Annotated in this window: 20 protein-coding genes; 6 read left to right on the plus strand and 14 right to left on the minus strand. The window is 48.3% G+C overall.

Going from position 1 to position 26,985, the window contains the following annotated elements; genetic code table 11:
* Positions 1 to 85: 85 nt before the first annotated feature.
* Positions 86 to 1,057, plus strand: coding sequence for a glycosyltransferase family 2 protein (locus tag NG795_RS10155; RefSeq protein ID WP_367288549.1), 972 nt, complete (start codon positions 86 to 88; stop codon positions 1,055 to 1,057).
* Positions 1,058 to 1,197: 140 nt separating this feature from the next.
* Here NG795_RS10155 and NG795_RS10160 read toward each other — a convergent pair whose 3' ends face one another.
* Positions 1,198 to 1,962 (minus strand): HAD family hydrolase, encoded by a 765-nt coding sequence (locus NG795_RS10160; RefSeq protein WP_367288550.1) that lies wholly within the window; start codon positions 1,960 to 1,962, stop codon positions 1,198 to 1,200.
* A 191-nt stretch (positions 1,963 to 2,153) separates the two neighbouring features.
* Positions 2,154 to 2,414: a DUF1830 domain-containing protein gene (locus tag NG795_RS10165; RefSeq protein ID WP_367288551.1), complete on the minus strand. Its 261-nt coding sequence runs from the start codon at positions 2,412 to 2,414 to the stop codon at positions 2,154 to 2,156.
* A gap of 384 nt (positions 2,415 to 2,798) precedes the next feature.
* On the opposite strand from NG795_RS10165, the gene NG795_RS10170 reads away from it, so the two are divergent.
* Positions 2,799 to 3,986: a M48 family peptidase gene (locus NG795_RS10170; RefSeq protein ID WP_367288552.1), complete on the plus strand. Its 1,188-nt coding sequence runs from the start codon at positions 2,799 to 2,801 to the stop codon at positions 3,984 to 3,986.
* A gap of 253 nt (positions 3,987 to 4,239) precedes the next feature.
* Here NG795_RS10170 and NG795_RS10175 read toward each other — a convergent pair whose 3' ends face one another.
* A complete protein-coding gene (locus NG795_RS10175) occupies positions 4,240 to 4,893 on the minus strand; it encodes an SH3 domain-containing protein (RefSeq protein WP_367288553.1) in 654 nt (217 codons plus the stop codon).
* 238 nt (positions 4,894 to 5,131) lie between these two features.
* A complete protein-coding gene (locus NG795_RS10180) occupies positions 5,132 to 6,478 on the minus strand; it encodes a mechanosensitive ion channel family protein (protein ID WP_367288554.1) in 1,347 nt (448 codons plus the stop codon).
* Between the two features lie 285 nt (positions 6,479 to 6,763).
* Between NG795_RS10180 and NG795_RS10185 the strand changes: the two genes are divergently transcribed.
* On the plus strand, positions 6,764 to 7,660 hold the full coding sequence (locus NG795_RS10185) for a DUF928 domain-containing protein (RefSeq protein ID WP_367288555.1): 897 nt from the start codon (positions 6,764 to 6,766) through the stop codon (positions 7,658 to 7,660).
* Between the two features lie 177 nt (positions 7,661 to 7,837).
* Positions 7,838 to 9,817, plus strand: a complete 1,980-nt coding sequence (locus NG795_RS10190; RefSeq protein ID WP_367288556.1) for a CHASE2 domain-containing protein — start codon at positions 7,838 to 7,840, stop codon at positions 9,815 to 9,817.
* 116 nt (positions 9,818 to 9,933) lie between these two features.
* On the opposite strand, the gene xseA is transcribed toward NG795_RS10190, so the two are convergent.
* Positions 9,934 to 11,166 (minus strand): exodeoxyribonuclease VII large subunit, encoded by a 1,233-nt coding sequence (gene xseA, locus NG795_RS10195; RefSeq protein ID WP_367288557.1) that lies wholly within the window; start codon positions 11,164 to 11,166, stop codon positions 9,934 to 9,936.
* A 211-nt stretch (positions 11,167 to 11,377) separates the two neighbouring features.
* Here xseA and recA point away from each other — a divergent pair, with 211 nt between their 5' ends.
* A complete protein-coding gene (recA, locus tag NG795_RS10200; protein ID WP_367288558.1) occupies positions 11,378 to 12,484 on the plus strand; it encodes a recombinase RecA in 1,107 nt (368 codons plus the stop codon).
* Positions 12,485 to 12,576: 92 nt separating this feature from the next.
* Here the strand turns inward: recA and NG795_RS10205 are convergent, their stop codons facing one another.
* Positions 12,577 to 14,028 (minus strand): DUF3370 domain-containing protein, encoded by a 1,452-nt coding sequence (locus NG795_RS10205; protein WP_367288559.1) that lies wholly within the window; start codon positions 14,026 to 14,028, stop codon positions 12,577 to 12,579.
* A 275-nt stretch (positions 14,029 to 14,303) separates the two neighbouring features.
* Here NG795_RS10205 and NG795_RS10210 point away from each other — a divergent pair, with 275 nt between their 5' ends.
* Entirely contained in the window at positions 14,304 to 15,218 is a 915-nt protein-coding gene (locus NG795_RS10210) for an MORN repeat-containing protein (protein ID WP_367288560.1), read from the plus strand.
* Between the two features lie 12 nt (positions 15,219 to 15,230).
* Here the strand turns inward: NG795_RS10210 and NG795_RS10215 are convergent, their stop codons facing one another.
* The 8 genes from NG795_RS10215 to NG795_RS10250 form a co-directional block, all read right to left on the minus strand.
* The gene (locus NG795_RS10215) at positions 15,231 to 15,455 is read right to left on the minus strand and encodes a hypothetical protein (RefSeq protein ID WP_367288561.1); all 225 of its coding nucleotides are present in this window, start codon (positions 15,453 to 15,455) and stop codon (positions 15,231 to 15,233) included.
* A 297-nt stretch (positions 15,456 to 15,752) separates the two neighbouring features.
* Complete coding sequence (gene rsgA / locus NG795_RS10220; RefSeq protein WP_367288562.1) at positions 15,753 to 16,814, minus strand: ribosome small subunit-dependent GTPase A; 1,062 nt, start codon at positions 16,812 to 16,814, stop codon at positions 15,753 to 15,755.
* A gap of 577 nt (positions 16,815 to 17,391) precedes the next feature.
* Entirely contained in the window at positions 17,392 to 20,532 is a 3,141-nt protein-coding gene (locus NG795_RS10225; protein ID WP_367288563.1) for an MFS transporter, read from the minus strand.
* A 455-nt stretch (positions 20,533 to 20,987) separates the two neighbouring features.
* Positions 20,988 to 21,539 carry a PIN domain-containing protein gene (locus NG795_RS10230; protein WP_367288564.1) on the minus strand — a complete coding sequence of 184 codons (552 nt, stop codon included), beginning with the start codon at positions 21,537 to 21,539 and terminating at the stop codon, positions 20,988 to 20,990.
* A 19-nt stretch (positions 21,540 to 21,558) separates the two neighbouring features.
* Positions 21,559 to 22,767 (minus strand): ImmA/IrrE family metallo-endopeptidase, encoded by a 1,209-nt coding sequence (locus NG795_RS10235; protein ID WP_367288565.1) that lies wholly within the window; start codon positions 22,765 to 22,767, stop codon positions 21,559 to 21,561.
* On the minus strand, positions 22,760 to 24,235 hold the full coding sequence (locus NG795_RS10240; protein ID WP_367288566.1) for a 7-cyano-7-deazaguanine synthase: 1,476 nt from the start codon (positions 24,233 to 24,235) through the stop codon (positions 22,760 to 22,762). The genes NG795_RS10235 and NG795_RS10240 overlap by 8 nt, the downstream gene beginning before the upstream one ends.
* The gene (locus tag NG795_RS10245; RefSeq protein WP_367288567.1) at positions 24,232 to 24,870 is read right to left on the minus strand and encodes a hypothetical protein; all 639 of its coding nucleotides are present in this window, start codon (positions 24,868 to 24,870) and stop codon (positions 24,232 to 24,234) included. Before NG795_RS10245 ends, NG795_RS10240 begins: the two co-directional genes overlap by 4 nt.
* A 529-nt stretch (positions 24,871 to 25,399) precedes the next feature.
* Positions 25,400 to 26,899 (minus strand): CIA30 family protein, encoded by a 1,500-nt coding sequence (locus NG795_RS10250; RefSeq protein WP_367288568.1) that lies wholly within the window; start codon positions 26,897 to 26,899, stop codon positions 25,400 to 25,402.
* Positions 26,900 to 26,985: the final 86 nt, after the last annotated feature.

The following is a 26,985-nucleotide window of genomic DNA, read 5'->3' on the forward strand; positions in this document are numbered from 1 at the left end:
ACTCCCCTCCAATGGCGCACAATCGTGCGCCATTGCCATTTAAAATCAATTAAAATCAATTAAAATCATTATTTTATAAATTCTGATGAACCCTGAACCTATATCCCAACCGATGCCTCCCTCGTTTTTGCCCCCGGTATCCGTCGTGGTGCCGGTTTATAATGGCGAACAAGATTTACCTGACTTGATAGAGTGCCTGCGATCGCAAACCTATCCCCCTCAGAAGGTAGAGTATATTATTGTGGATAACAATAGCAGCGATCGCACCCCAACCCTCCTCCAAGATGCGGTTCAAAACACCCCAGAAATCACCCTTCGTGCCCTTAGCGAACCACAAATCCAAAGTTCCTACGCCGCCCGTAACACCGGCATCCGCGCCGCCACGGGGGAATTCATCGCCTTTACCGATGCCGATTGTCGTCCGGAACCCAACTGGTTATTCTCCTTAATTCAGCCCTTTATTCAAGAAAATTTGGGAATTGTGGTGGGAGAAATTGCCGCATTCCCCGGAAATAACATCTTAGAACAATATGCGGAACGGGAAGAAACTCTCTCTCAAAAACATACCTTAGCTCATCCCTTTTGTCCCTACGGACAAACGGCAAATCTGGGCATTCGCCGGTCTATTTTTGCCGAAGTTGGGTTATTTCGCAGTTATCTAACAACCGGAGGAGATGCGGATATCTGCTGGCGCATCCTCAGAGAAACCGAATGGAAGTTTGAATTTGCCCCAACTGCGATCGTCAAACATCGCCATCGGACAACCTTGAAAGCGTTACAAAGTCAATGGCGCAGATATGGCAAATCCAATCGCTACTTACATGAACTCCACGGAATTGATTTGATGAGAGAGTTGGACCAACGGGAATATCTTTATCGATTAACTCGCTGGGTTTTAAAAGAGTTACCTCTAAATACCTTAAAAGCAGTTGCCCAAAAAGCCACCCTAGCAGATATCCTATCAACTCCCATCGGTTTAATCTGTACCCAAGCGCGATCGCAAGGTCAACGAGAAGCTAACCTATCAGAAACCGCCCGAAAAATTGATTCCCTATAACCCATTTTGGGGGCGATTCGCTTTCTCGCCCCTACAGTCGTTCTCCCCTGTTCGTAGTAACGACTTCAGTCGTTCTCCCCTGTTCGTAGTAACGACTTCAGTCGTTTCCGGGTGCAAGTAGTTCCCACAAACCCAACAACTCATCCCCTCTGATGCAACCGTCGCGCCAATGCCAAATCAAAATAAGTCGCTTCACCGGCATCTCCAGATAAAACCCTAAACGGTTCATCCGGTTCCCCCAGAGAATCTATCACCAATTCTGCCCCAGAAAAATCTTGATTGCGGGTATAATTATTAACTGTAATTACCGTTTTTACCCCAGCCGCTTTAGCTGCTAATAATCCTTGATTGGAATCCTCGATCGCCAAACAATCCTCCGGTTGTAAATTTAAAGCCTGGAGAGCATATTGATAGACATCCGGTTCGGGCTTTTTAACCGGAACCATATCCCCCGCCGCAATCACTTCAAACCAACTCGGACCATCCTGGGAAATTGCACTTTTTAACAACGCCTCGACATTATGGGGATCAGAAGTCGTGGCGATCGCCAGACGTACTCCCTCCCGTTGCGCTTCCTGCATTAACCGCATCACCCCAGGACGTAAGGGAATTCTATCCACCACTAACTGACCAAAATACTTATTTTTAATCTCATGCAAATCGATAACAAACTGATCTAAATTTTGATTGGGAATGGGGAAATCTGACTGATACTGCTGCACATAATGGCGGATTCGTTCCTTCCCTCCCCCAATCTCTAATAATTCTCCATAAAACTCTACCGACCATTCCCAATCTAATCCCGCCTCCGAAAATGCCCGGTTAAACGCGGGACGATGAGCATCTCGCTCAGTTTCAGCCAGAGTCCCATCCACATCAAAAATCACAGCCCGCAGTTCACTCATCACCCATCCTTTTAAAAATATTTAACCACAGATTACCCTAATTTCCTTTGAATTAATCAGTGAAAATCTGTGTAATCCGTGGTTACCATCTCAGCAATATTTCAGGTTTTAAATTCGATATCTTTTATCGACGAACCCATCGGGGGTTCAGTCTTGGATTTTTCAAAAAAAATGCCAAGTTAAACCTGTTTCTATTCGTCACAAATCAGGCGATCGCAAGGAATCGTATCCGAGAGAATCGCCCCTGCCGTTCCTCCCGTATGGACTTCTAACAGGGACTGCTCAGGGGCCTTAAACAGGAGCCGTTGACCGGGAAACATCACCCGTTCAAAATACCAATTGGCAATATTACAGATTCGGATAATCTGAATTTTGCTTGTAATGTTAACGTAGCAACAAAGAATATCGGTACCATTACCTATAGCTGCTTCGGGAGCCTGGAGTTGAGCCATTGTTTAGAGCCTCATTTTTATAAAATTACCGCCGCACTGGGCTGCGCTGAGTGCAACCCTCTCTTTGATATTAACCTTTTGTTACATTATTGGGGATCAATCTTAATATTGTGTTAATATTTGAGCTTTTGAACCTACAAAACCTTGCTCCATAAGGCTTTCAGCCTATAATCTAGCCGATTTAACCCTTAAAATACTGCAATTCATCAATTTTTTATCCGTAATTATGAATTGGCAATAGCTGATTTAACCCTAAAAATTCTCTCTTGAGGACAAGGGTCATTAATCTGGGGATCACTCCCGGTGGAGAATTTGCAGCAGCAATCCCTTTGCTGTTACCCTCAAACATGAATCGCCACGGGGATCGCCCCAGGAGGAAACGGCATGATTCGGATTCAGGGAATCGTCAAAGCAGCACAAATCGCCCGAAGTCAGTTACAGGCAGGAGTCCCTCCCAGTCGCCTGGTCAGTTTTCAGGAATTCATCCAAGAAACCCTCGGCAAGATTGACGAAATCTGTGCCAACGCCAATATCAGTCCCGCGCAACTCCCGACACCCTCGCGCAAAGCATATCAGTTCCTGGCACAAATCGACTTATCCAACCTGCCTGTCGCATCCCCGAATAGTCCGGCAGTATCCGTACAACCGATTCGCCTGAAAAATATTCGCAATCAACAACAACAGGTTTTAGCCGCGATCGCCTCCATCCTCGCCAATCCCAAAAACAGTCATTCACAACAACAGCACCTGCTCAAGAGTCTTCAAGAAACCGTTGCTACAATCGAAAGAATCTGCACTCAACAGAATGCCACCCCAGCCCAATTAAGTAAAACCGCCAGACAGACTTATGCTTGGATAAAATTTTTAACTGCCGAGTCAAATTTAGAACGCCATCTGAGTGCCACAAGACGCACCCAAAAACTGGCAGAAGAAATGCTGTGGAGTCAGATGCACCATCCCTGCAAAACTATCGCCGTTGAGTTTACAAATATCACCCATTTGTACAAAGGACAAATTGGCCCACTAGAGGCGAAAGCTCAAATTAATGAAGCCTTTATTAACGCCAACGATGAGATTTTAGCCGTTCTGGTTAGATTAGCCTTTCGGGGCAAAAATCAAGCAGATAGTCAAGCCATTAAAGAGTATGCTCTTTCCGATGACTACAGCGAAGTCGTGTTAGAGCTAGATTTGATAGCGGATACAGAATCCGAGAATCCCCAAGGGAAATGCTATAACCTCGATCGCCTGTTTCACACCGTCAACCGAGAGTATTTTGGGGGCAAAATGGTCAAACCACGCCTAAGCTGGAATCGGTCCTTTACCACCCGCAAATTCGGCCATTACGAACGGGGACGCGATCGCGTGGTGTTGAGTATTAGCTTAGATAGCGATCGGGTTCCGCAATATGTGGTGGAGTTCGTCTTGTATCACGAGTTACTCCATAAACAGCATGAGGGAAAATGGGTGAATGGACGCTTGAATGTGCATACCCCAGAATTTCGCCAAGACGAGCAGAAGTTCCGCAAGTATAAAGAGGCGGATCAATGGCTCACTCATTTAGCATCGCAGTAGGAGAGTTTGGGGGTAGAGACAATAGATTTGGATACGGAAAATTTTGGAAAGCTTAGATTCAACCGCTTTTCCCATGAATAGAAGCATTGAATCACCACATTTGACCGCAACAGAAACTCAATAATCGCACTGTTACTGCTTATGTCAATAAATGTAGATCCGCCCTTTGCTTAATTTCCTTGAAGTTAAATTTATAAAATAATCCCCCCTTTGTGGAGACAAAAGAGGGATTATTTATGCTAGTTAACCCCCATTAACCTTGGGGACAGACGGTTAAACTGTCAGCGGAAATATAACCATTAATCGGGAACGTAATTTGAACCCAATCTCGGGGTTCGCCATTGAGATCTCGGACGAGTTGATAGTTTTCAACTAAGGTGACTCGTGCAGCCGCATCTACTCCGCCTTTGTAGGCGGAAAGGCGGGACGGGTTTTCGCGAATGGCTAACCCTCGGGGTGCGCGATCGCCATTGACTTCTCGGCATAAGTTAACCGGGGTGGGTCCGGTACTGGGTACGGGAGTGGTTCCCACTTGTTCGACACAATAGCCCAAATTGCTGGTATTGCCATATCCATTAGATACATATCCCTGCACGGGGGCAGCAATTTCGACCCATTGACGTCCGTCGGGTCCTCGGATGCCTTGAAATCCTTGGACTAGGGTCACTTGTTGGTTAAAGGGAACAAATCCCACCTGGGGACTGTTGGGATTCGGTCCTTGGCGAATAATCAACCCAGAGGGAGCGAGGGTGCGACGGCAGAAACTCTGGGCTGCCTGTGCCTGTGCTTGTTGCCAGGAGGGCGTTGAGGCGGAAAGGGTTTGGGCAGTTCCCGTTAGTAATCCTCCGGCGATCGCCAATAAACTCACAAATGCTGCGGGTAAGTTCGAGTGAGTAAATTTTCTCATGATTTAATCTCCAATTTGACTAAAAACTGTCGTATTATTATGAGTTAGTTATAACCCATAATTTTTAGCTTTAAATCAGTCTGGAGATAGGTATTGCTCACTCTTTCGGGAACCTTCCCGGACATCATCACTCTCCATCTCCCCGGGGGGAATCCTGAGTAAAACTTGACCGACCCCTCCCTAGGTTTCATTCTCTTCTAGGGTGAATAGCTGGGCTTTAATCAGGGATTCTCGGGCTTTAGCCTTGGGGTGGGGAGGACTGAATCGAGGGAGGTAAATTCCGAAAAGTTAGCGTATAAATTTCCGTCGGCATTTCAATGTTTGCGCGGTCTAATGCCTCTTTAATTCTTTGAGCGCCCTGAGAGGTCATTTCCAGAAACTCGGCTCGTCGGGAATCCACCCAAAAGCGAATTTCTAAATTAATCGTACTGGCAGCTAATTCCTGAACGAGGACTTCAGGTGCCGGACTGGGTTCTACTAAGTCAAGTTCATTAAGGGCTTTTAAAATTGCGGCTTTCGCTTGGTTAATGTCGGCGTCATAATCAATACCAACCATCACCGATGTGCGTCGCCGAGGTGAAGCGGTATTGTTCGTAATACTGGATGAAAAGACTTCTTGATTTGGAATATAAATCAGCCGTCCATCATAAGTTCTGATGGTGGTGGCGCGGAGTTGAACTTCGGTGACGGTGCCTTCATAGTCACCGATCGCAATCTGGTCCCCAATCCGGAAGGGACGAACTGCCAGCAGAATCACTCCGGCAATGTAGTTACTTAAAACATCTTTTAAACTAAAACCAATCGCCACACTGGTGAGTCCTAATGCTCCGAGTAACGCGGCAAAATCTAGCCCTAAAACGCCCAAGGCAATCACCCAACCTATCACCCAAATCGCCCCATAACCCAAGCGAGAAATCAACAGTTCTGTACTGTGATCGCCTTCGGTTTTTTGCGCCCAACTATAGGCAATCCGACGGACAGCAATAGCAAAACCCCAAGTTAATAAGATGACAATTAATGCTCCCACCAGCGAGGGTAAGTTACCAATTGCATCTTGAAGTAAATTCCGCACCGTGGCATTGAGGCGTTGGGCGACATCGATCGCCAGGGGAGGACGATCAAGAGCTTCGTTCAATTCCTCCGCCCACTGATTGGCTAAAATTTGAGCATTTGCAACCCCAAAATCCTCGGCATCCTGCTCGATTACCGTCATAATCACGCGGTTGTTGACTTGCAAGGTTGCATAATTTTCGGTCTGATTATACTGAACAGTAATCGAGTCTGCGGTTTCCGATTGACCTATCAAACTGCTTAGGCGTCGGTTGATAATCTGTGCGCGCTCTCGTGCGCTCAGATTTCCCACACTGCCGACTTGAAAAATAGGTCGGTTTTTCACAACGACATCGGCAAAAAAGGGTTCAGTCAACCCAGGGACGCTCTCCTCCGTTGCCGGAGAGGATTGAGGCATCGGCATCTCCTCTTGTGCGAAACTCGGGGAAGCGATCGCCATCATCGCGCCTAAGAGGAACCCCCCCAGGTAAGCTGTCCTCCTCAGATTTACTTTGATTAGGTTGTGTTTTAACATAATTGGATGCTCAAGGGTCAACGGTACTGCCTTACATTTTGAGCCACAATCGTCCCTCCATTGCGTCCCCCTTATGGTATATCTTCAGCGCCGGTTCACCGGGAAGTAAGCGATTTTTCCGCGATCGCTTTCTCCTCTTTAATGATTATAGAGGCGGGATGTTAAGCCAAATACCTGTTACCCTTTCTTTTTAGAGAACAAAAAATCTTAAATGAGAGACTAAGACATAAAAGCACAAATTTCCCGCTTAAAATTGGATTGATTCATACAGGAGAGCGTTGTATTATGCCTGGGCAAAAGTCCCCTCTATCTCTAATTCCCCTTGGGTCCGCCGTCTTCGTGGCGATCGCCATCGTCTCTCGCCTGTCAACACCGCTACAGGCAACCGCCACCGCCGGAGAAATCCTCCGCGAAACTCGACCCGGGGAACTGCTCACCCAAGGGGACCCTCTGGATCCGCCTAGGGATAACCCCTCTCCCTTACAGGGTTCGGCAGGAGGCACTCGGTTTTATCAGCCGCCAATAGAACCTCCATTGCGCCAGATTCCCCTTAATAATGGAATTCGCGGCAAATGTCCCATTGATCGCCAGATCCCTTCGGAACCCCTCACTGCCTTGATGCCTTCCTCTGGGGTGGGGTTAACCACAGCAGGAAATTCCACCACCTTTTTTATCTATTTGCCCACGACTTCAGCCCTCACAGGGGAATTTGTGCTGCAAGATGAGACGGGGACAGAACAGCTTTATCAGATGATGGTGGAACTCACCAATACCCCCGGTATTATCCGGTTCACCGTTCCCCTCCAGGAGCTATCTTTAAAGAGTGGCGAGTATTATAGGTGGTACTTTAGTATCCTGTGCGATCCGAGCGATCGCGCCGCAGATTTGTTTGTCTCGGGATGGATTCAACCGATGGATGTGAGTCCAAGCTTAATGGCGGACCTGGAAAATGCCGCAACTCCCCTGGAACGCGCTGAAATTTATGGACAAAATGGCTTTTGGTATCCCACCCTGGAACTGTTAGCCGATATGCAGCAGTCGCCCACTAATTTTTCCACCGAAGCAAAAATCGGGTGGGATGAACTGTTGAGTGCTGAGGTTGTTAATCTCGAATTTCTGGTCAATCAACCGTTTTTAGAATGCTGTGAAATAGAAAATAAACCCCTACCAACCCAGCCCTAAACGGACCCTGGTCGGAAACACTTCTAGGCGATCGAGGATTGATCGCCCCCATCCGGTGGGGTACAACCGAACCCGATTGAATAATCCTCAGATCCGTTGGCTATCTAATCGGGGTGAATCTATATTTAATCTAAAATATTAACGGTTTCGATTTCTTTATCCTCTTTCCCTGTGCGAATGTTTAATCGAAATGTACCCAAACCCGGATTTTTTATCAGACAGTCTCCCGATGTGACGGCGAAAAAAATTAAACAGGTTTTATGGGAATGGCGCGGGATATTCATCACCGCTCCCACCGTGGCAATTTTGACCATTGCCCTGCGAAGTTTAGGCGTCTTGCAACTACTAGAATGGGCCACCCTTGACCTATTTTTTCGGTGGCGTCCTATGGAACCCACCGATTCGCGGATTGCCATTGTTGCCATCAATGAATCGGACATTCAACGGGCTAAAACCTGGCCGATTTCTGACCAAGTGTTAGCGCAATTACTGGAAACCATTAAAAGTCATGAACCTGCCGTGATTGGACTCGATATTTATCGAGACCTCCCCGTAGAACCGGGACATGAGCAGCTCACCAAGGTGTTCGCTTCAACGCCGAACTTAATCGGAATTCAGAAAGTAACCGGAAATGCTTATGGGGATTCCGTTGGCCCTCCGACTCAATTAAGCGAACTCGGACAGGTGGGGGCGGCAGATATTCTATTAGACCGTGATGGCAAAGTTCGGCGGATTTTACTGTCCGTTAAGGATAGAAATAATAAAACTATTTATAGTTTTCCGGTAAAATTGGCGTTAGAGTATTTAAAACCCCAGGGCATCGGATTTGAATTACTAGACCGGGAACGGTATAAACTGGGATTGGGAAAAACCTCGTTTGTCCGCTTGACTGCAACTGATGGCGGTTATATGGGCGTCGATGCCGGAGGGATTCAAATTTTGTTCAACCCTCGTAATCATCTTTGCCGAAGTTGGATCCCACATTGCAATGTTTTTGATACAGTCTCTATGACTGCTGTTTTAGAAAACCAGATTTCCCCGGATTTTTTTCGCGATCGCATTGTATTAATTGGCTCTACCGCAGCGAGTCTTAAAGATAGATTTTTTACATCCTATAGCAATAGCTGGGTCACCTCACCCGCAGGGGTTGAAGTTCATGCAGATGCCTTGTCTCAGTTATTAAGTGGGGCCCTGGAGGGAAGACGGTCCATCGCTGTTTGGTCCGATTCAGTGGAGGGGTTCTGGATTTTCCTATGGTCTGGAGTGGGTGCAATATTAGGCTGGAGATTCTTGCGAATTCGCTCCAAAATTATGCTCTTAGCCCTAGTCTCTGGGGGGTCGATTGGCGGAGGATTTTTAGTCTTTTTAGCGGGGTGGTGGATACCCGTTGTTCCCCCCTTACTGGCGTTAATCAGTTCAGCAGTAGCAATGGTCGGCTATACTGCTTATATCGAAAGTGAAAACCGCCAAACCGTGATGAATTTGTTGGGTCAGCACGTTTCCCCAAAAATTGCTCAAGCGGTCTGGAATAGTCGTCATGAATTACTCAAAGAAGGGCAGATTTTAGGGCAGCAAATGACCGCAACGGTCCTATTTACCGACCTGCAAGGGTTTACTCGAATTACCGAACAAAGCGATGCTCAAACCTTAATGCTGTGGCTGAATGAGTATATGAAAGCCATGTCAGGGATTGTGTTAGACCATGATGGAGTGGTGGATAAATTTATTGGGGATGCCATTATGGCGGTGTTTGGGGTGCCGATTCCCCGGACCCGACCAGATGAAATCGCCGGAGATGCGATCGCCGCTGTTGCTTGTGCCGTCGCGATGGGGAAAAAATTGCGATCGCTCAATCAACAATGGCAAGCCCAAGGGCGTCCCACCGTCGCCATGCGCGTTGGCATCTCCACCGGCACAGTCTTCGCCGGAAGTCTCGGCTCTCGCCAACGGTTGAATTATACCGTACTAGGAGATACTGTCAACGTCGCCGCCCGATTAGAAAGTTACGATAAAACCTTAGACGGGGGGATTTGTAGAATTTTAATCGGGGAAGAAACCTATCACTATATTCAGGGACAATTTTCCACCCAATGTATCGGGAGCGTCCAATTAAAAGGACGACAACAGCCGGTGAATATCTATCAGGTTTTGACCTAGGGGGAGGGGTAAATAGTAAGTACCCGATCACCTCTCACCTCGTGACTTGGCTCTGCCAAGTCATGTACAATTGGAGGCTCTGCCTCCAGAAACCCAGCAGGTGCTTGAATAAACCATTATTCCAAAATCTCTGTAATTTGCACCTTCACCTGACCTTGAGCCAGTTGCACGATCGCCTCATCTCCTGCAACTAACTCACTGCTACTACGAGCGATCGCCCCATCCTCTTTCTTCAACACCGCATAGCCCCGTTGTAACACCTTCTGCGGGTCCAACGTTCCTAACTTTTGCCGCAACAACTCACAATGCTGCTGCGCCCGATCGCCTTGTTTTAACGTCGCTTGCACCAGTCTTTTTTGCAACCATTGCAAAGATTGCCAATCTTCCTTAAGCTGTCGTTCTAACGGTAACCGATATAACCGCGATCGCAACTGATTAATCCCTTCTACTTCCTGTGCCATCTGCTCAACCATCGCCGCTTTTACCCGTTCCACCCGGTAGCGATGTTCTGCATACAAACTCGCCAATTCTGGAACCACAATTTCAGCCGCAGCAGTGGGAGTGGAAGTTCTAACATCCGCCACTAAATCTGCCAGGGATTCATCTCGTTCATGTCCAATTCCCGTAATTACTGGAATCGAACATTGGGAAATCGCCCTCACCACTCGTTCATCATTAAAACAAGCCAAATCCTCCGAAGCCCCACCACCCCGGGCCAAAATCAGCACCTCAGCGCGATTATCTGCCTCCACCCGGGCGATCGCCGAAGCAATAGAAGCCGGGGCCAATTCCCCCTGGACCGTTGCCGGAGACAGCAACACCCGCAATCCCGGATAACGCTGATTGAGCGTTCGCTGAATATCCCCCCATGCTGCCGCCTGGGGAGACGACACCACCGCGATAATCTGCGGATGACGCGGTAACCGGCGCTTTCGGTCCGCATCAAATAACCCTTCTGCTTCCAAGCGCGATCGCAACTGGCGGTAGCGCAGGGCCTGCAACCCTTCCCCTGCCGGAAACCCCTGCCACACCGTCAACTGATACTCTCCCCGCTTCGGATACATCCGAATACTGCCCAACACCAAAATTTGCTCCCCCCTGGAAGGCATCTGCACCAACTTTTCAAGCTGAGAATTCCAAACCACACAGCGAATCGTCGCACTCCCGTCCGGTTCCTGCAACGTGAAAAACAGCCCACTGCGATGGTGATTGGCACTCGAAACCTCCCCCATCACCCAGACTTGCCGCAGTTGAGAATCCAACTCCAACAACTCTTGGATGTAGGCGGTTAATCCAGCCACCGATAGGGCCGTATCCGTCAGCATTTGATAGGTGTTCGACTCATTCATGAACAGTTCTTTTGGGGGTAAGCAGGGACTTAACAATAAAAGCTATAATCAGCAAGACTTTTACAGTGTTTTGAGCTAGGCGGTCACCGGGGGGAGAAGCCACTCCATTTTTAAAACAATTTTAACCTTTGATGACCCCCCCACAGCCCAAGCTGAAGTAATGTAGAATAGATAGTCAACATACCCAATCTGCAAGTCCCAAATTAAGATAATGGCTACAGCAAGCACAGCGAATTCTGAAAAAGACAAGGCCCTAAAAGTCGTACTTTCCCAAATTGAGCGCAGCTTTGGCAAAGGGGCGATTATGCGCCTGGGTGATGCCACCAAGATGAGGGTCGAAACGATTCCATCCGGGGCGCTTACTCTTGATTTAGCCCTGGGTGGCGGGTTGCCAAAAGGCCGCGTCATTGAGATTTATGGACCAGAGAGTGCAGGTAAAACCACCCTAGCACTCCACGCGCTTGCAGAAGTTCAAAAAGCTGGGGGACTAGCTGCTTTTGTGGATGCGGAACACGCCCTAGACCCGAGTTATGCCTCGAAAGTAGGGGTTGATATCGAAAATTTACTCGTTTCTCAGCCGGATACGGGAGAAATGGCCCTAGAAATTGCTGATCAGTTAGTGCGATCGGCAGCAGTGGACCTCGTGGTGATTGACTCCGTAGCGGCCCTGGTCCCTCGCGCGGAAATCGAGGGCCAAATGGGCGACCCCACCATCGGGTTACAAGCGCGGTTAATGAGTCATGCCTTGCGGAAAATTACCGGAAATATTGGTAAATCCGGCTGTACCGTGATTTTTCTCAACCAGTTGCGGCAAAAAATTGGCGGTTACGGCAACCCCGAAACCACCACCGGGGGAAATGCACTCAAATTCTACGCTTCGGTCCGTCTGGATATCCGCCGAATTCAAACCTTGAAAAAAGGCACGGAAGAATACGGCATTCGGGCTAAAGTCAAGGTGGCAAAAAATAAAGTTGCGCCACCCTTCCGCATTGCTGAATTTGATATTTTGTTCGGCAAGGGCATTTCTAATATGGGATGCTTAATTGATTTGGCGGAAGAAACCGGCGTGATTAATCGTAAAGGCGCTTGGTATAGCTACAACGGAGATAATATCGGTCAAGGACGGGATAATTCTCTGAAGTATCTGGAAGAAAATCTCCCCATCACCAACGAAATTGAGAAGAAGGTGCGAGAACAGTTAGAACTCGGCGCGGTGGTTTCTGCCAACTCCGTAGGACGTTCTAATCGCGATGATGATGATGACATCGATGGAGATGGTTATGAAGTCGAGTATGTGGATGAGGAGGATGCGGATTAAGTTTGTAAATAATCTCTAGCAAGGGAATCAGAAACGGGAGCATCCCGATTTACAAAATCGGGATGCTCCCGATCGCCCCTTCCCCACCCCAATTAATTCGGACTTGCCACCGTTCTCACCGTCAGCACTTGCGGTGGGGTCGCATCGGGAGGATAGAGAAAATCCACCTCAACCAAACGCCGATCGCCCGGTGGTAGAGTCAGGGACAACAACGGTTCTCCCTGTTGTCCCCGTCGCTGTACCAAATGCAGATAGCGCGTCTGAGTGACGCCTTTTTCATCGGGATAGCGCACTCGGATCGTCCCGCGAAAGAACACTTGCCGATCGCGCGGATTGAAGAATAACAGTGCATCCATATCCTCATTTTCCTTCAACGGTGACGAAAACTCTAACCTCACCGTCTGCGCTTGATCGCTAGAATTGTACAATGGCAAACTCAAATCGTATTCTATCCCATAATTAGCATGAGCGAAATAGGCCGTATCGGGATACCGTGCCAGCATTGGCGCACTTTGTATCTGCCCCGTTCCCAAAGTAATGCGATGTACCGTACTCAACGCATAGGCAAACGCTTGACCCAGAGGCGGAATTGTGAGAGTTTCCGAATTCGGGTCATCAGTGAGATGCGATCGCCACTGCGACCCCTGCGCCACCCCCGCCACGCGCCCGAACACCACATCGATATTGCTCGGATCCAGAGAAGTCGGCGGCGTATCTCGCGGCCCTGCAAACCCCCCATTTTCTAACAATCGCTGCCATTGAGCTAAAGTAGGTGCGCGTTCTTTGCCATCATCCGTCAAGGGCGATCTCATCGCTAAATTTGCCAAATAGACCTCCCCACTACTCGACAACCGCATCATCGTCGATCGCGCATTAGAAGAAGGCACTACCGTTCCCACCGGAATCGGCGCATTCATTAACATCACCGTCCCACCCGGAGGAATCTCCCATTTCTGCGGAAACATTTCCTGTCTGTTTCCCCGCAAAACCGCATTCATTACGCGACTTCCCGGCCCAGAATACACCTTTCCTTCCGCATCTTCTACCATATCCGGTAGCTCGATAAATAATGCATCGGGACTGGTTAAATAACTCCCGGCTTGCAACACTTCAATCGTCACCGTTTCTGCGGTGGGATTGTACGCCATCAACCCTTGATAAAAGGTGCGAGTTTCTTCCGGCGATCGCGCCCTAGCAATATGATGGGAAAACACATCAAATCGTCCTTGAAACGCAAAATTTAAGTGTGCATCCGGTACTTGTTTTCCCTCGGGTGGAAAAGTAGACAGTAAAATTCCCGGTGTCAGTACCACCTCTGGACTATTGCTATTAAAAACCGGCACTCGATCCAGTTCTCCCAGTAGAGGGCGCACCTCTTGAACATCCTGCACTTCTTTGGGCGGTAAAGCATCGATCGCCGGGATAGCGTCAAAACTGGGAATTTGTTCCGGTTCTGGCAACACTTGTGATGGAGGCATCGCAGGCGCAGGAGTGGGTACGGCAGTGGTTTGGGCGATAGGAAAGATTAGGAAGAATGGCAGCATGAGTGGTGGTCAAGAGAGGATAATGAGATGCGATCGCGATTCTATCGTTTTTTCGCCCTTTTACCCGAACATCGGGGCGACATCGGTATAAGGATTGCTAGTGGATAGGGGTTAGATAAATTTATAGTTGACATCATTCAATAGAGACATTAAGATAGCAAAGCGTAACCGGAGAGTTGACTTGCAAAGGGGTGTTTTAATCGGGGCTAAGGAGAGCATCGACCAATCCAATCAGAGTTGATTTACAATGCCATAAACGGAGGTTTTTTGGAAAAATGTTGCCATTTGTTTTTCTTAGCCAGACCAAAACAGTGACGACGGATTGGAAAGGGACAGGTTCCCAATGGGCGATCGCCGCAATGGTTGCGGTGGGGGTGATTGGGACGGCTGCGATCGCACCGACAATCGCTCAAGTTCCCAGCAGCGTTACCCGCACTTACTGTCAGAATAATAGCGGTTCCAGCAGCGAAAATCCTAACGGCATCTGCATTTTTCCCAGTGGAAACTATTACGACGGCCAACTCACCAATGGTGTCAGACAGGGAAATGGTACTTTTCTGTTTGCTGATGGTAGCGAATGTTCGGGAACGTTTCGCAACAATTTACTCAACGGTAGAGGCTCCTGCAATTTTATTAACGGCAACCGCTACGAAGGGGAATTTCAAAATAGCATCATTCAAGGCAGTGGGGTTTATACCTTTGCCGATGGCACCCAATGTTCCGGTACGTTTGAAAACGGACAATTGAACGGGAAAGGGGTTTGTACCTTTGCCAATGGCAATCGCTACGAAGGCGAGTTTAGAAATAATGTCAGACAGGGAACTGGGGTGTATGCGTTTGCCGATGGCACGCGCTGTCAAGGGGAATTTCGCAATGGACAATTAAACGGTAAAGGAAGTTGTAGTTTTGGCAATGGGAACCGCTACGAAGGGGAATTTAGAAATAACCTGCGCCAGGGAAATGGGGTTTACGTTATGGGTGATGGGACCCGGTGCGAAGGACAATGGGGCGAGGGAAAATTGAATGGGAGAGGGGTCTGTACGTTTGCCAATGGCAATCGGTATGAAGGGGAGTTTAGAAATCACGTTCGACATGGCAAAGGGGTGTTTATTTTTGCCAATGGGACGCGGGTGGAAGGGGTATGGCAGGATGGAGAGTTTCAGGCGAATAATGCGCCGTCGGGGGGGTAAGAGCCACAGATTTCACAGATTTTCACGGAAGAATTGTGGAGACGCGATTGAGGGCGTCTCCGACGTTGGTGTGGGAAAAGCGATCGCCTCCCTATTGCGTGATATGTAGGTTACAGCCCACTGTAATACAAGCAGACAATTGGTGTAATGCTTTTTTTCCGCTTTGAAAGCTTCAATGATTTTAGTTGTCATTTCCGGTGCAATATTTTCTTCCAGCAATGGAAAAATAAAAGTCATTGATTCCCCTTCTGCCTCCTCTATTTCAACTTCAAATCCCTTGGGTACTATAGCGCGTCTTGCAGCAGTTTGACACGAGGGACTAGGTAGGATAAAATAAAAGTTTATGTACAAAGAGGGGGCAAATCATGAAAATTAGTGTTCAATTAGATAGTATATCAACGAATTTAATTGATTTAACCGAGTTCATTGACAGTCAGAAACCGGGTTTCTCCTTTACTAAAGGTTGTTGCATTAGTCGGTTTTTAACCGACTTGAGTGATTAGGCGGGGGTTCAAACCCCCGCCCGTTTCTTTTCTATCCCTTACTCAGTTTCCGGATTTGTTGATGAATCTTTTTCCAGCGTTTCTTCTCTGCTAACTGCGCCGTTTGGTCCTGTTTTCGGGCCAAATAGGCTAACTCGCTTTGCAGCTTTTGATAACTGAAAAATCGTTCAAAATCCAACGTTCCTTCTGCGATCGCCTCTTGAACGGCACAACCGGGTTCGGAATCATGTTGACAATCCCGAAATCGGCAGTGTTGCGCCAAACTTTCGATATCCGCAAAGGTTTCGGGTAATCCCTCTTGATTGTTCCAAGTTTGGATTTCTCGCATTCCTGGAGTATCAATCAGCAGGGCACCGGAGGGTAAAATCATCAATTCTCGATGGGTGGTGGTATGCCGTCCCCGACTATCGGTTTGGCGCACTTCCTGCACTTTTTGAGTGGCAGTTCCGAGTAATTGATTGGTGAGGGTAGATTTGCCGACCCCGGAGGACCCGAGTAAGGCAACGGTGTTTCCCGGTTGCAGGTAGGGGGTTAAGGCATTTAACCCAACTCCAGCGATCGCACTCAGGGGAATAATCGGCACTCCCATCGCCACTGCTTCAACCTCGGCAATGTAGTCTTCCAGGCGATCGCACAAATCCGCCTTATTCAACACAATTGCTGGTTTTGCACCGCTTTCCCAGGCTAAAATCAGATACCGTTCGATCCGCCGCAGGTTAAAATCCCGGTCCATTCCTGACATTAATAGGACCGTATCGATATTAGTGGCAACGATTTGTTCACGGGTTTTGACGCCCGTACCTTTCCGGGAAAACTTAGTTTTTCGGGGCAAAATAGCCTGGATAATCGCTTTATTTTCCCCGTCGCGCAGTCCCATCGCTACCCAATCTCCCACTGCCGGAAAATCGTTTTCACTGGTGGCGTGATAGCGCATTTTTCCGGTAATGTCCGCTAATAGTTCTCCGCCTTCGGAGTAAACGACGTAGAGATGTTTATGGGCGATCGCCACTCGTCCCGGGAGATAGCCTTGTTCCCGATACGGTGCAAATGATTCGTTAAAAAATGGAGTCCAACCCAGTTGTTCTAGGTTCATGGTTGAGAGTTCCTCGATTTGTCTGGTGTGTCGATTCCCAGGCATCCCGAGAAACCCGAATTGAGGTTCTCAATAGAAAATTCATTCTCAAAGTCTCTAGGTTAATGCCCGGTCATGGTTTGGCCTAATTCTTGATTAGAAATGCAGACTAACTCAGACATTCGTTTTCTCCCGATTCGTTCATTGATGGGTGAATACTCTCTCCTGTTTTTCAGTTGAGAGACTACTATTTTTCTATTAAAACCTAAAGTGAATCTGATGTCAAGAGGGAATTTTAGGGGAATTTTTAGGAAAAAAAAGCCCCTTAGTTAAAAGTTAAAAGTAGGGTGGGCACTGCCCACCTTTCTGTGCAGGTGGGCAATGCCTCCTGAGCTTGTCGAAGGGCCTACTCCTTTTTAAAGAGCTATCACAACTGAATTCCGTATCAACAGGGAATTTTAGGGGAATTTTTAAGTAAAAAAAAGCCCCTTAGAAAAGAGGCTTTTGTTCTGTATAGCGCGTCCAAATCCTATCTGTAGGGGCTATTCATGGAGTACCCCTACAAGGGAGAGGAGGAATGCGTCAGTCGGGAACGGGATTACAGAACCCGTGCAGTCAGGAGCACACCTAGCGCACCGGCACCGGCAGCCGCAATCCCTGAAACCAACGCGGTGAAGAACAACCACCAGGCGGCAACTTCTGCCGCTTTGCGGGTTTCTTCCACTTGGCGTTCCGCTTCGTGCTTCACCTGTTCGATGCGACGTTGGGTTTCCAGTTGCATCCGTTCTGCGCGTCGTAACACATTGTTCCGAACTCCTTCAATTTGATCGACCATCCGATTGGCATCAGCTTCGGAGATGTCATCGCGAGAACTAATGACAGCTACCAGGGTATCGCGATCGAAGTGACTGAGGCGATCGCGCAACGCATCAAATCCCGCTTGCGGATCATCGAACAACGTCCGAATATCACGTTTAAGACCTTCGTAGTTGAGTTCCGGACGATCTAGGGAATTGAGATAGTTGCGAATTCGGGCAAAAATGCTATCCACCACCCCTTTAATGCGGTCTTGAACATTCTGCACCTGTTGCATAAATTGGTCGCGAACGGACATAACCCGACCGACAATTTCCTTGGCTTCTTGTTCTGATATATCAGGACGTTGTGCCACCAATGCCTCAATCGTGGTGCGATCAATATGGGCGAGGCGATGTCCGAGATTCTTGGCCCCCAGACGTGGATCGGCAATCATTAATTGCAAGTCACGCTTGATGCCATCAGGGTTCAGTTCGGCCTTACCCGTATTCCGCAAGTAATCTTCAAAAGTCTGTTCAAACTCTAAGGCTTGTTGTTGCACCCGAGTCGCCAGTCGGCGCGGTGCCCGGAGGACCTTGCGAATGTTTTGTTGCAATTCGTCAATAACCCGGTTGACATCCTCTTCGCTTAAGTCTTTCCGTTGTGCCAGCAATTGGACCAAGGTATCCCGGTCCATTTGACTGAGACGATCGCGAATGGCGATCGCACCGGCTTGAGGATCATTGAGGAGTTTTTGCAAATCCCGCTGAATGCCTTCCGGGTTGAGTTCTTCTTTCCCCGTGCTTCGCAGGTAATCGGAAATTGCCGAAGTCGCATGATCGTACTGTTGCTTCGCTTGATCCGCAACCTGTTGGGGAGCATGGGAAACACTGTACCAAGTATGTTCTACTCGGTCTGCGATCTCGTTAACTTCATCCTCATTTAACTCTTGCCGTTGGGAGAGCAACTTCACCAGGGTATCGCGGTCAAAGTGCGATAACCGCGATCGCAGTGCTACGAAACCGGCTTGTGGGTTATCCAATAATTTACCCAAATCCCGCTTGATACCTTCGGGATTGAGTTCTTCTTTCCCGGTGTTTCGCAGATAATCCTGGACATGATTCCACTGGAGATCCAGATTAGCTTGCGCCGCTTCTTGGAGTCCTTTGGACTCTTCTAAAACTAGATCCCGCGTCTGTTCCAACGCCACCAGCATTTCCGCCGCTTCATCGCGAGTGAGATCATTGCGATCGCGCATGGTTTCAATCATCATCGCCCGGTCAATATGTGCCAAGCGATCGCGCATTTCCCGATAGTCTGCCGTCGAATCGGAAATCAGTTTCTTGAAATCCCGCTCAATATCCGCAGGTTTCAGGGTTTCCTTGGGACTATGGCGCAAATAGCGTTCCACCCGATTTCGCAGATCCTGCGCTTTTTGCTCTTCCTCAGCCCGAGTCACCGTGTACAACACCTGCAACCGCACTGCTTCCAGGTGACTGGCAATTTCTTGAATCCGGCTTTGGGTAAACACCCCGCGAGAAGCCAGCATATCCACAAAATTACCACGCCGGAAGCGTTCCAACTCCTGGCGAATCAGTCCCGGATCCGCTTCGGGATCAAACAGAACATCCCGGAATTCGCGATCAATCGCTTCCGGTGTCATCTGCCAGGAATACTTATTGAGGACGTAATTTTCAATATCTGCTCGCAAGGCACTGTAAGGTTCCGCCGGTTTACCCTGAATTTGCCGGGTGACTTTATCAGTTCCCTCCGTCACTTTGTTTTTGGCTTCCTGTAACTGAGACAGGATTTTTTCCACATCTAAATCGGACATATCCGTCCGTCCCATCAGCATCCCCAACGCGGTATTAAATGCCAGCATCATTCCCTGCTGCATCATCCCGGGTTGTTGTTGATTGCCTTTGTTCTGTTTGTTCTGACCTTGAGAGCCGATCGCATCAATCAGGCGGTCAATTTGGCTGCCTAGGCGATCGGAAATTAAATCCGCCGGTGAAGCGTCCTTAATATAATTTACCAATTCCCCCATCCAATCTTTCTGGGGTTGCAATTTTTGCTTGGTTTGATTCCAGGATGCTTCCAACTCATCCACAATGCGATTAATATCCCGCTTTGATAAATCCGTCCGTGAACTGACTAAACTCACCAAAGACTCCCGGTCCACATCCGGCAGGGTTCCTTGGGTCGCCAATTCATGAAGCTGGGGTTCATTTAGCAAATTTTCAAATTCTTGTCGGATCCCTTTTAGATCCAACTGTGCCGGTTTTAAAGCCTGAATGTAATCTTCTAAATTCTCGCGAATATCCTCGGGATCAAAAGCTTGACCCAGTTCGCGGCGCACTGCTGCCGCTGCCGCTTCCGCCGTCGCCACCACCTGATTAGAGGCCGCTTTTGCACCAAGGGCACTTGTAGCCGTTCCCAAAATCGACTGAAAGCCGGAAGTCGCCGCATTAACCACGGAACCGACTAACGAGCCCACAGTGGTCGAACTGACCCAAACCAAGATGGAAAAATAGGTGGCCCAAATGACCAGTCCCAGAATCGCACCTAACCCAACACTGACCATCAGGCTGAGTTTAACCGCCAGTAATGCCGCACAAAATAGAGCAATACTCACCGTGACCAAAGTCCAGACGCCTACTGCCGTCTCTACTTTCCGAATCGTACCCCCTAGGGTATCTCCCGAGTCAGAATGTGAGCTTGACGACCGGGAACTATTCCCCATGTAGGAGATACCGGCAGCAACCGAAAGATTTGTTAATAAAAGTTGAAAACCAAAGGCTAAAAGGACCCCGGACACTAAAGCCGCAAAAAATTGGGGTCCTGAAAATAAAACGGAAGACTGTTCTGGCGTCGGGACCAACGGTGCCACCGGCACTTGAGCCAGTCCGCCAAACTCTATCATCCTTTGTACAATTTGAAACATGGTAGCTACCTCGAACGTAGTAAATAAAATTGACTCCCACAATTCGATGAATGGGGGTGAGCCACTGAGGATGAAGTCTTTTTAAGTTTTTTTTTGACACCTCCTTTAGACAGCATTGTTCTATACCCCAGTAAAAACATCCCCCTGAAGGCGGATTTATCAAAAATACTTCTGATCACCTCATATTTCCGTTCCCACATTTGGGGCATCAAAATCACGGAAAAGATATCCGGTGGCCTGCAAACCGGGCTTTTTGGGGCCGATGGGTCTTGTTTTAGCAAAATGACAACAGCCCCGAGAGCGACTAACATACCTGCATGAGTGGCATTGTCAGGGTCTGTTGAGATTAAGATTAAGATACTTTGTATGAAGGGTCGGGGGAAACTTGACATCCGTTGCCATCTTCAGAGCGTTTGTAGAAACCCTTTGGGGCTGACTCTGACTTAAGAGCGTTTTTAATCTGCCAGACTCTGCTCCCACCAAACGCGCAACGGATCACTTTTGGGGGGCAAGTATCTTCCTTTGAACCGAATTGCATTGAGCGTTTCACGGAGTGCTGAGGCATCCAAAGCGGTTTTCTCAGACCAATGCTTGATGATTTGTAAAGTGGAGAACATCTGAAGGTGCGATGCTTCTCGCTTCATCAAGCCGATCGCCTTTTTGTCATCCGTGGCGATCGCCCACCCTCGGTGTAGGGCGATCGCGCAAGTTGCCGACTCCCCATCATCCAGAAGCGCCGCATAATTGACAAACAATTCCGCTTCTGCGTCGGACTCAAAATCCACAATGATCAGCAGACCCTGGGTAATCGCTTGCTCAAACTGGATTGCAGCTTCGTTCTCCACATCTTCAAGGATCTGGAGTGTTTTCAACTCCTCCTCTTTCACCACCTGGGTAACGACAACTTGACCGGGAATAGAGCGCAAAATTGCCAGCAAATGGCCAGAAGCAGCTAAGTTGATCAGGCAGCAAGCATCAAGAATAACGTGGGAGTGAGAAATCGTCATTATTTAACCTCACTCCCCCTTAGTCTTGTAGCGGGCGGAGATCGACATGAGTCGATTCGTCCACCATACCGCTGGAATAGTTCCGCAACAGTTCAGAAATCCGCCGTGCCTCTAGGCGATCGACGTCAAGGAACTCGGCAAAGCGTCCTTCCGTAATCAGACCCTGATCTAATGCTTCGATCGCCAGGTGTTGATAGTGAATGGGGGCCATATCACTCCGTTGGGGAATTTGCTCTAAACCCAGTTCTTGTTGTACCTTTCTAACTTTCAATCCGCGATCTCGTAATCGCTCCCAAGTTCCAGAACGTAGAAGTTCCATTTCCTCCAACCGATAAGCAAGTGCTTCTACAGACACACCGTAATAATGAGCCAAAGTAAATAAATTAGCTGGCGTAAACTTTTCATTTTCATTGACGCGGCACATATCATTAAACCGCTTAAGCAAACCGCTCGTCGGCATTAAGAAATATTTGGGAAAGGCTTCAGCGAGCCGCTCACTCTCTGGCATTCTCTTGTATTGCCCTTCAACCAAGTCCAGTACAGCCTTACGTCGATGGGCGAGAAAATGAAGATATCCATGAGCTAAGGACCAACGCCGCCGTTCTTCCGGGTGGTTGGCATTAATTGCCATGCATCCCCCGAGTTGTTCGTTGTAACTGTAAAGCTCTGAATATTTTCCTGGCATCTTGAGGTAAAAGATCCGAAGTCCTACACTCTGTTCCAAAATGTCCCGAAGCATCGGAATTGGGCCATCTCCAAGGCCGAGTCGTTGACGTTCTTCAACTGCGATCGCCTCCGCCGTGCGCTCAATCGGCATCCCGCTCACCTCATAGTCCCGAGGATAGTTCCGTGGGAGTGGTGAGTGCATAATTTCTTCAAGTTCTAGATAATACTGACACAACTCTTCTAACCGCCGAATGACGGGTTCAATTTGCTCGCGTTCCACTTCGTGACCCCGATAGGCAGCGCGAAACTGCACCTCGAAGGGTTCAATGACCGGACGCGGACGCACAAAATCACTCACGGATCTTCCATAAGCCCGAGCCAGCTTGATGAGTTCCGTAGCCTTCAGACGGCGCTCTCCTTTCTCGATCGCCACCATCGTAGTGCGTGCCGCCTCAATCACTTTGGCTGCATCAGCTTGGGTCATCCCGCACTGAGTCCTTGCCTGTTGCAGCATCTCCCCCAACCCCCGCATATCAATATTGTCAAGGACGTTGTTAGTCATGGCGTTGTCTCTCCACTTTGTAGAGTGACTTTTTGTGTGATATCTGTTGTTTGTTGTCTGTATCCAAGAGATCCCCTGCAACCAAGGATTCTACAATATCCCATTCAGAAACGTAAGTCCAGTAGAGCCGAATCAGACGGCTTTGCATATCAACAGGACATAGACCTTCTACCTCAGAAGCAAGATCCACAATATCATCTAATTCTGGGAATTTTCGCGTCAGGGCTTCCCACCGAATATCGATTTGATTAGAGGTACTGAGCAAGCCGTGGAAGGTACGGACCTGGGCGAGCATATTACGCAAAATCAAGGTAGGGTCTTTTGATGGGCGGTCTCCATGAGGCACTACATAGCGAGTCTTGTCGTCTATCTTTGACGCAGCAAGCGCCTGTTTCCTTAAAATGCAAGAGGAACAGTATCCACACTCAATGGGTTGCTTTGACTTACGGTGTAGGCTATCACATGATATGGTTAGGGACGCTAAGTCATTTTTCCCATCTTCAGCTAATGCTTGACACATTTCAGCTTTAGTCGAGAAAAGAAATGGGTTCTGTACCTGAAACTTTTCTCCGAAAAGCTCTGAAACAACATCACTGACCATCAAAAGTGTCAAAGGGTGAACAGAGCGGGAGTGATCCAGTCCCACAGCAGATGCACGGTAAGGAAGGTTGATTGCACCGATTCCATTTTCATACACAGACAAAATCCGACCACCCATGAGATATGCAAAGGCGGCACCCAGCAGGGTAAATACTACCCCTCGCCCACGGGTAATCTTATTTTTGGGCATTTCCTGGATATCGTTCAAGCGGATGGGGGCGAGGACTAGATGGCAACGGTTTGGAAAGATAGATTGGACCTTTTTCGCGACTTGTTCCTGACGACCATAGATAATATCGTTGCTGCCACTCCCGAACAACACAAACGGCTTTTCTGGATACATCCTCATACGAGTGTACAAACCTGCAAGAGCATCAAGACCACCACTCCATAATGCTACTTCGGATCCTTGAGGAACCATTGGCAAAATCTGTTGGCGCTCAACTATTCGTCCTGAGACAGTTCGTTTTTGGAATTCAAATGCCCATTCGCTATCTGTGGCCCATTTTAGCAAGCCTTCTAGCTTTGTCCGAAATGGTTCGGAACTCAGTAATTCTGGATGACGCACTGGCAGCACAATATGAAGGTGGCGAGGCTTCTCGCTAAGATTCTGCGGTGCAAGACGGTCTGAAGCATGAATGGCAACAGCGAGGTCAACGAGATCGGCAACAATGGCTGGAAACTCTGCCTGAACCCGGTACTGAAATGCCTGATCATCAATATTGATGCCAACCGTTAGCTCCTTGCCAATAGAGCGATTGAAAAACTGCACCGACCCATTACAGTTTAAGATAGGTCCAAAACGCAAAGTGTACTCGCGGCGATCGCACTGATTTGGTTTTTTAATACTCGAAGATGCCTGATTCATAGCAAGTTCTCTTCCAGATCGATTTCTTCAATTTTCTGGCGCGGCGGTCGCCTCAGCTTGGCAACATCATAAGGATTAACTTGGGTCTGCTTAGCCCATTTACCGAAGGCAGGAAGTAGCTCGGGTTCGAGTGCCTTGACTCTTTTCATAAGAGTTGCGGTATCAATGCCAGCATAGTGATCAGGGGTCAGTGGAATGCGCTCTTCAAAATAGAACCTGTAGACTTCCTGAAAATACCGATCTAGAACAACTTCTTCCAAAGAGCAGGTATCCATTCTCCGACCATAACGGAAATCATGGAGGATCCCTTTACTGGCGCGAAGGACAAGCTGCTTCTCGTAATACGGGCATGAAGTTTGTCCTGCTGCTAGCCGATCTAACTCTTTGCTAACAGCAGCAGCCCAACTCCTAGTAAAGCTATGCGGATTGCAGTTTTCAATAGCTGCTTTCAGCCTCTCCCCCATCTGTTGGGCAAGTAATATAGGCGCGGCACCTTTTTTTTTGATATCCCTTATCATTGCGCCCATTACGACCCAGGCACACTCATCTGGGCTATCTTTCCCTTCACACAGAGCTTTGTAAGGCCTTTGGTAACGCCATGAAAGCTTGTCGTGAACAATATCTCCATCGGTCATGGTCCCACCTCCAACGCTTGGAGTTGATTTCTACCATCAAGTTAGCGCATAATTCTGACAATGACAACTTTTAACACAATTTTTGGGGATAAATGTCAGGTTTTGAAGTTGCAGGTCAGGCGAGTAGAGTCCCAAGACGAAAGGATAACTATTTAATTGAGGGGACAGGAATGAGCGCATAAGAATGAGGGGACAAGAAACCGGATGGCCTCACCTCCCCTCATTGCTGCTGCTGTGGCATAAATTTTTAAAAGTAAGCCGGTTGTCCTCTTTACTGAGGCCCTAGACAACACCTGTTTTGCTTTCCTACATCACAACAGCAGGACAAGGCAGTGCCTTGTCCCAACGGGTAAATTTAGCTAGGGGACAAGAAACCGGATGGCCTCACCTCCCCTCATTGCTGCTGCTGTGGCATAAATTTTTAAAAGTAAGCCGGTTGTCCTCTTTACTGAGGCCCTAGACAACACCTGTTTTGCTTTCCTACATCACAACAGCAGGACAAGGCAGTGCCTTGTCCCAACGGGTAAATTTAGCTAACGGCTTGCCGATCGCGCTCCAACCGGGCAAACAACCCGCGCCAGTCCACTGCCGGACTTCCTGCTGAGTCAGTTTTCACCTCAAAGGTCATGTTACAGGCTTCCGAGAGTTCTAACGCCTGCACGCACAACTCCGCGATATCCTCTCGACTCACTTTCCCCTTGATATTATCCCCTTGCTCAAACATTAATCCCTCACCCCCCGGTTCTTCCGTGAGCGCACATGGACGGATAATCGTATAAGGTAAGCCACTAACGCGAATCGCCTCCTCACCCCGTAATTTCCAAGTTAAAATTCCCCCCAGTTGCTCATTCATTCTCACCGCTGGCGGTTCTGACTCTAAGTCTAACCCCGGACGTCCTGGACGAGTCACTCCTGCCGAGCTCACCTGAATAAACCGGGGTAAAGTTGGACCGCCATAAGCTTTCAACGATTGAATTTGCAATTGAAACAGTCCTGGGGTAAATTGAGGATTCAACTCACCATCGTACTCAAATTTACTCAGCATGATTTGTACTGAGCGAATTTGACTGGCATCTAAGGGCGGGCAATCTTTCAAGGTTTTAGCGCGAAAAACCGGGATAAATTCTGAAAACGGAATGCGAACCGTAAATTCTATGTTAGCCACGGTATCAAAGGAATAGCAGTAGGAAATACTATCCCATTTCGGGTCCGTGCGAAGAATAAATTTATACCGATTGCCATCGCCTTTGACGCGAATATCAATCCCTTGATAGGTGGATAAATCCAACGGGGGTTCAAAATTGCGGGTCCGAATGGAGACAAATCCACCAGAATTTGAGGTGGAAACGTTCCCAGAAAATAAAGCCCTTTCGTTAACGAGGCGGACATTACTTTCGCTGACTCCACCCATGACGATATCATCGAGGGCACCCCAAATTTCTTTGAGGTTGTCCGTGGGTTTGCTGAAATCAAAGATGATTTTTTCATGGGGTGCACCTAGGGTCGCGAGTTGACGACGGGTGGCATCGACTAAATTTTGAATCCCGTGATATTCCACTTGTTCGGGTACATCCAAGACTTCTGGGGTATAAAATTTGATTCCTTGATAATATTTTTCTCGGGTTGGGGTATCCCCTTCCACGGGTTGCACTCGGGTGCCGATGCAGGAAATCACGGCGGTCACATCTTCCAAGAGGCGATCGCTCAAACTGTCGGCAAGGGTGATATCCGCATCCACCAGATCCACTGTAGTCCCCAGCATTTCTCGTCCCCGCTTGAGATCCCGGACTAATCCTCTAACCGAGTAACCTCGCTGTTGGAGTTTTTGGACAACCCGCTTCCCCACGCCTCCCGTGGCACCGGCAACGAGAATGACTCCAGGTTTTTCCGGGGTGCTGAGGGTACTTTTTCCGCCAGTGAGCAGATTGCGGATCCAGGAAAAATTCCCTAAAAACGGGACCACTCCAAAATAGGATAGGGTTTTCCAGAACCTGCCTGCATCCCATTTAGGACGTTTTTGTTCAGTCATGGTGATTGTTCTCCAGTCCAAGGGTACTCTCTAGTAGTAACAAATATTGGTATGGGTTGGGGGTGAGTGGAACTGATGGGATTTTG

This window comes from Laspinema palackyanum D2c (assembly GCF_025370875.1).
Classification (GTDB): Bacteria; Cyanobacteriota; Cyanobacteriia; order Cyanobacteriales; family Laspinemataceae; genus Laspinema; species Laspinema palackyanum.

Bases quoted from the DNA above. Each gene is read 5' to 3' on its own strand.
- NG795_RS10155 (WP_367288549.1), top strand. From the start codon at position 86: ATGAACCCTGAACCTATATCCCAACCGATGCCTCCCTCGTTTTTGCCC.
- NG795_RS10160 (WP_367288550.1), bottom strand. From the start codon at position 1,962: ATGAGTGAACTGCGGGCTGTGATTTTTGATGTGGATGGGACTCTGGCT.
- NG795_RS10165 (WP_367288551.1), bottom strand. From the start codon at position 2,414: ATGGCTCAACTCCAGGCTCCCGAAGCAGCTATAGGTAATGGTACCGAT.
- NG795_RS10170 (WP_367288552.1), top strand. From the start codon at position 2,799: ATGATTCGGATTCAGGGAATCGTCAAAGCAGCACAAATCGCCCGAAGT.
- NG795_RS10175 (WP_367288553.1), bottom strand. From the start codon at position 4,893: ATGAGAAAATTTACTCACTCGAACTTACCCGCAGCATTTGTGAGTTTA.
- NG795_RS10180 (WP_367288554.1), bottom strand. From the start codon at position 6,478: ATGTTAAAACACAACCTAATCAAAGTAAATCTGAGGAGGACAGCTTAC.
- NG795_RS10185 (WP_367288555.1), top strand. From the start codon at position 6,764: ATGCCTGGGCAAAAGTCCCCTCTATCTCTAATTCCCCTTGGGTCCGCC.
- NG795_RS10190 (WP_367288556.1), top strand. From the start codon at position 7,838: ATGTTTAATCGAAATGTACCCAAACCCGGATTTTTTATCAGACAGTCT.
- xseA (WP_367288557.1), bottom strand. From the start codon at position 11,166: ATGAATGAGTCGAACACCTATCAAATGCTGACGGATACGGCCCTATCG.
- recA (WP_367288558.1), top strand. From the start codon at position 11,378: ATGGCTACAGCAAGCACAGCGAATTCTGAAAAAGACAAGGCCCTAAAA.
- NG795_RS10205 (WP_367288559.1), bottom strand. From the start codon at position 14,028: ATGCTGCCATTCTTCCTAATCTTTCCTATCGCCCAAACCACTGCCGTA.
- NG795_RS10210 (WP_367288560.1), top strand. From the start codon at position 14,304: ATGTTGCCATTTGTTTTTCTTAGCCAGACCAAAACAGTGACGACGGAT.
- NG795_RS10215 (WP_367288561.1), bottom strand. From the start codon at position 15,455: ATGACTTTTATTTTTCCATTGCTGGAAGAAAATATTGCACCGGAAATG.
- rsgA (WP_367288562.1), bottom strand. From the start codon at position 16,814: ATGAACCTAGAACAACTGGGTTGGACTCCATTTTTTAACGAATCATTT.
- NG795_RS10225 (WP_367288563.1), bottom strand. From the start codon at position 20,532: ATGTTTCAAATTGTACAAAGGATGATAGAGTTTGGCGGACTGGCTCAA.
- NG795_RS10230 (WP_367288564.1), bottom strand. From the start codon at position 21,539: ATGACGATTTCTCACTCCCACGTTATTCTTGATGCTTGCTGCCTGATC.
- NG795_RS10235 (WP_367288565.1), bottom strand. From the start codon at position 22,767: ATGACTAACAACGTCCTTGACAATATTGATATGCGGGGGTTGGGGGAG.
- NG795_RS10240 (WP_367288566.1), bottom strand. From the start codon at position 24,235: ATGAATCAGGCATCTTCGAGTATTAAAAAACCAAATCAGTGCGATCGC.
- NG795_RS10245 (WP_367288567.1), bottom strand. From the start codon at position 24,870: ATGACCGATGGAGATATTGTTCACGACAAGCTTTCATGGCGTTACCAA.
- NG795_RS10250 (WP_367288568.1), bottom strand. From the start codon at position 26,899: ATGACTGAACAAAAACGTCCTAAATGGGATGCAGGCAGGTTCTGGAAA.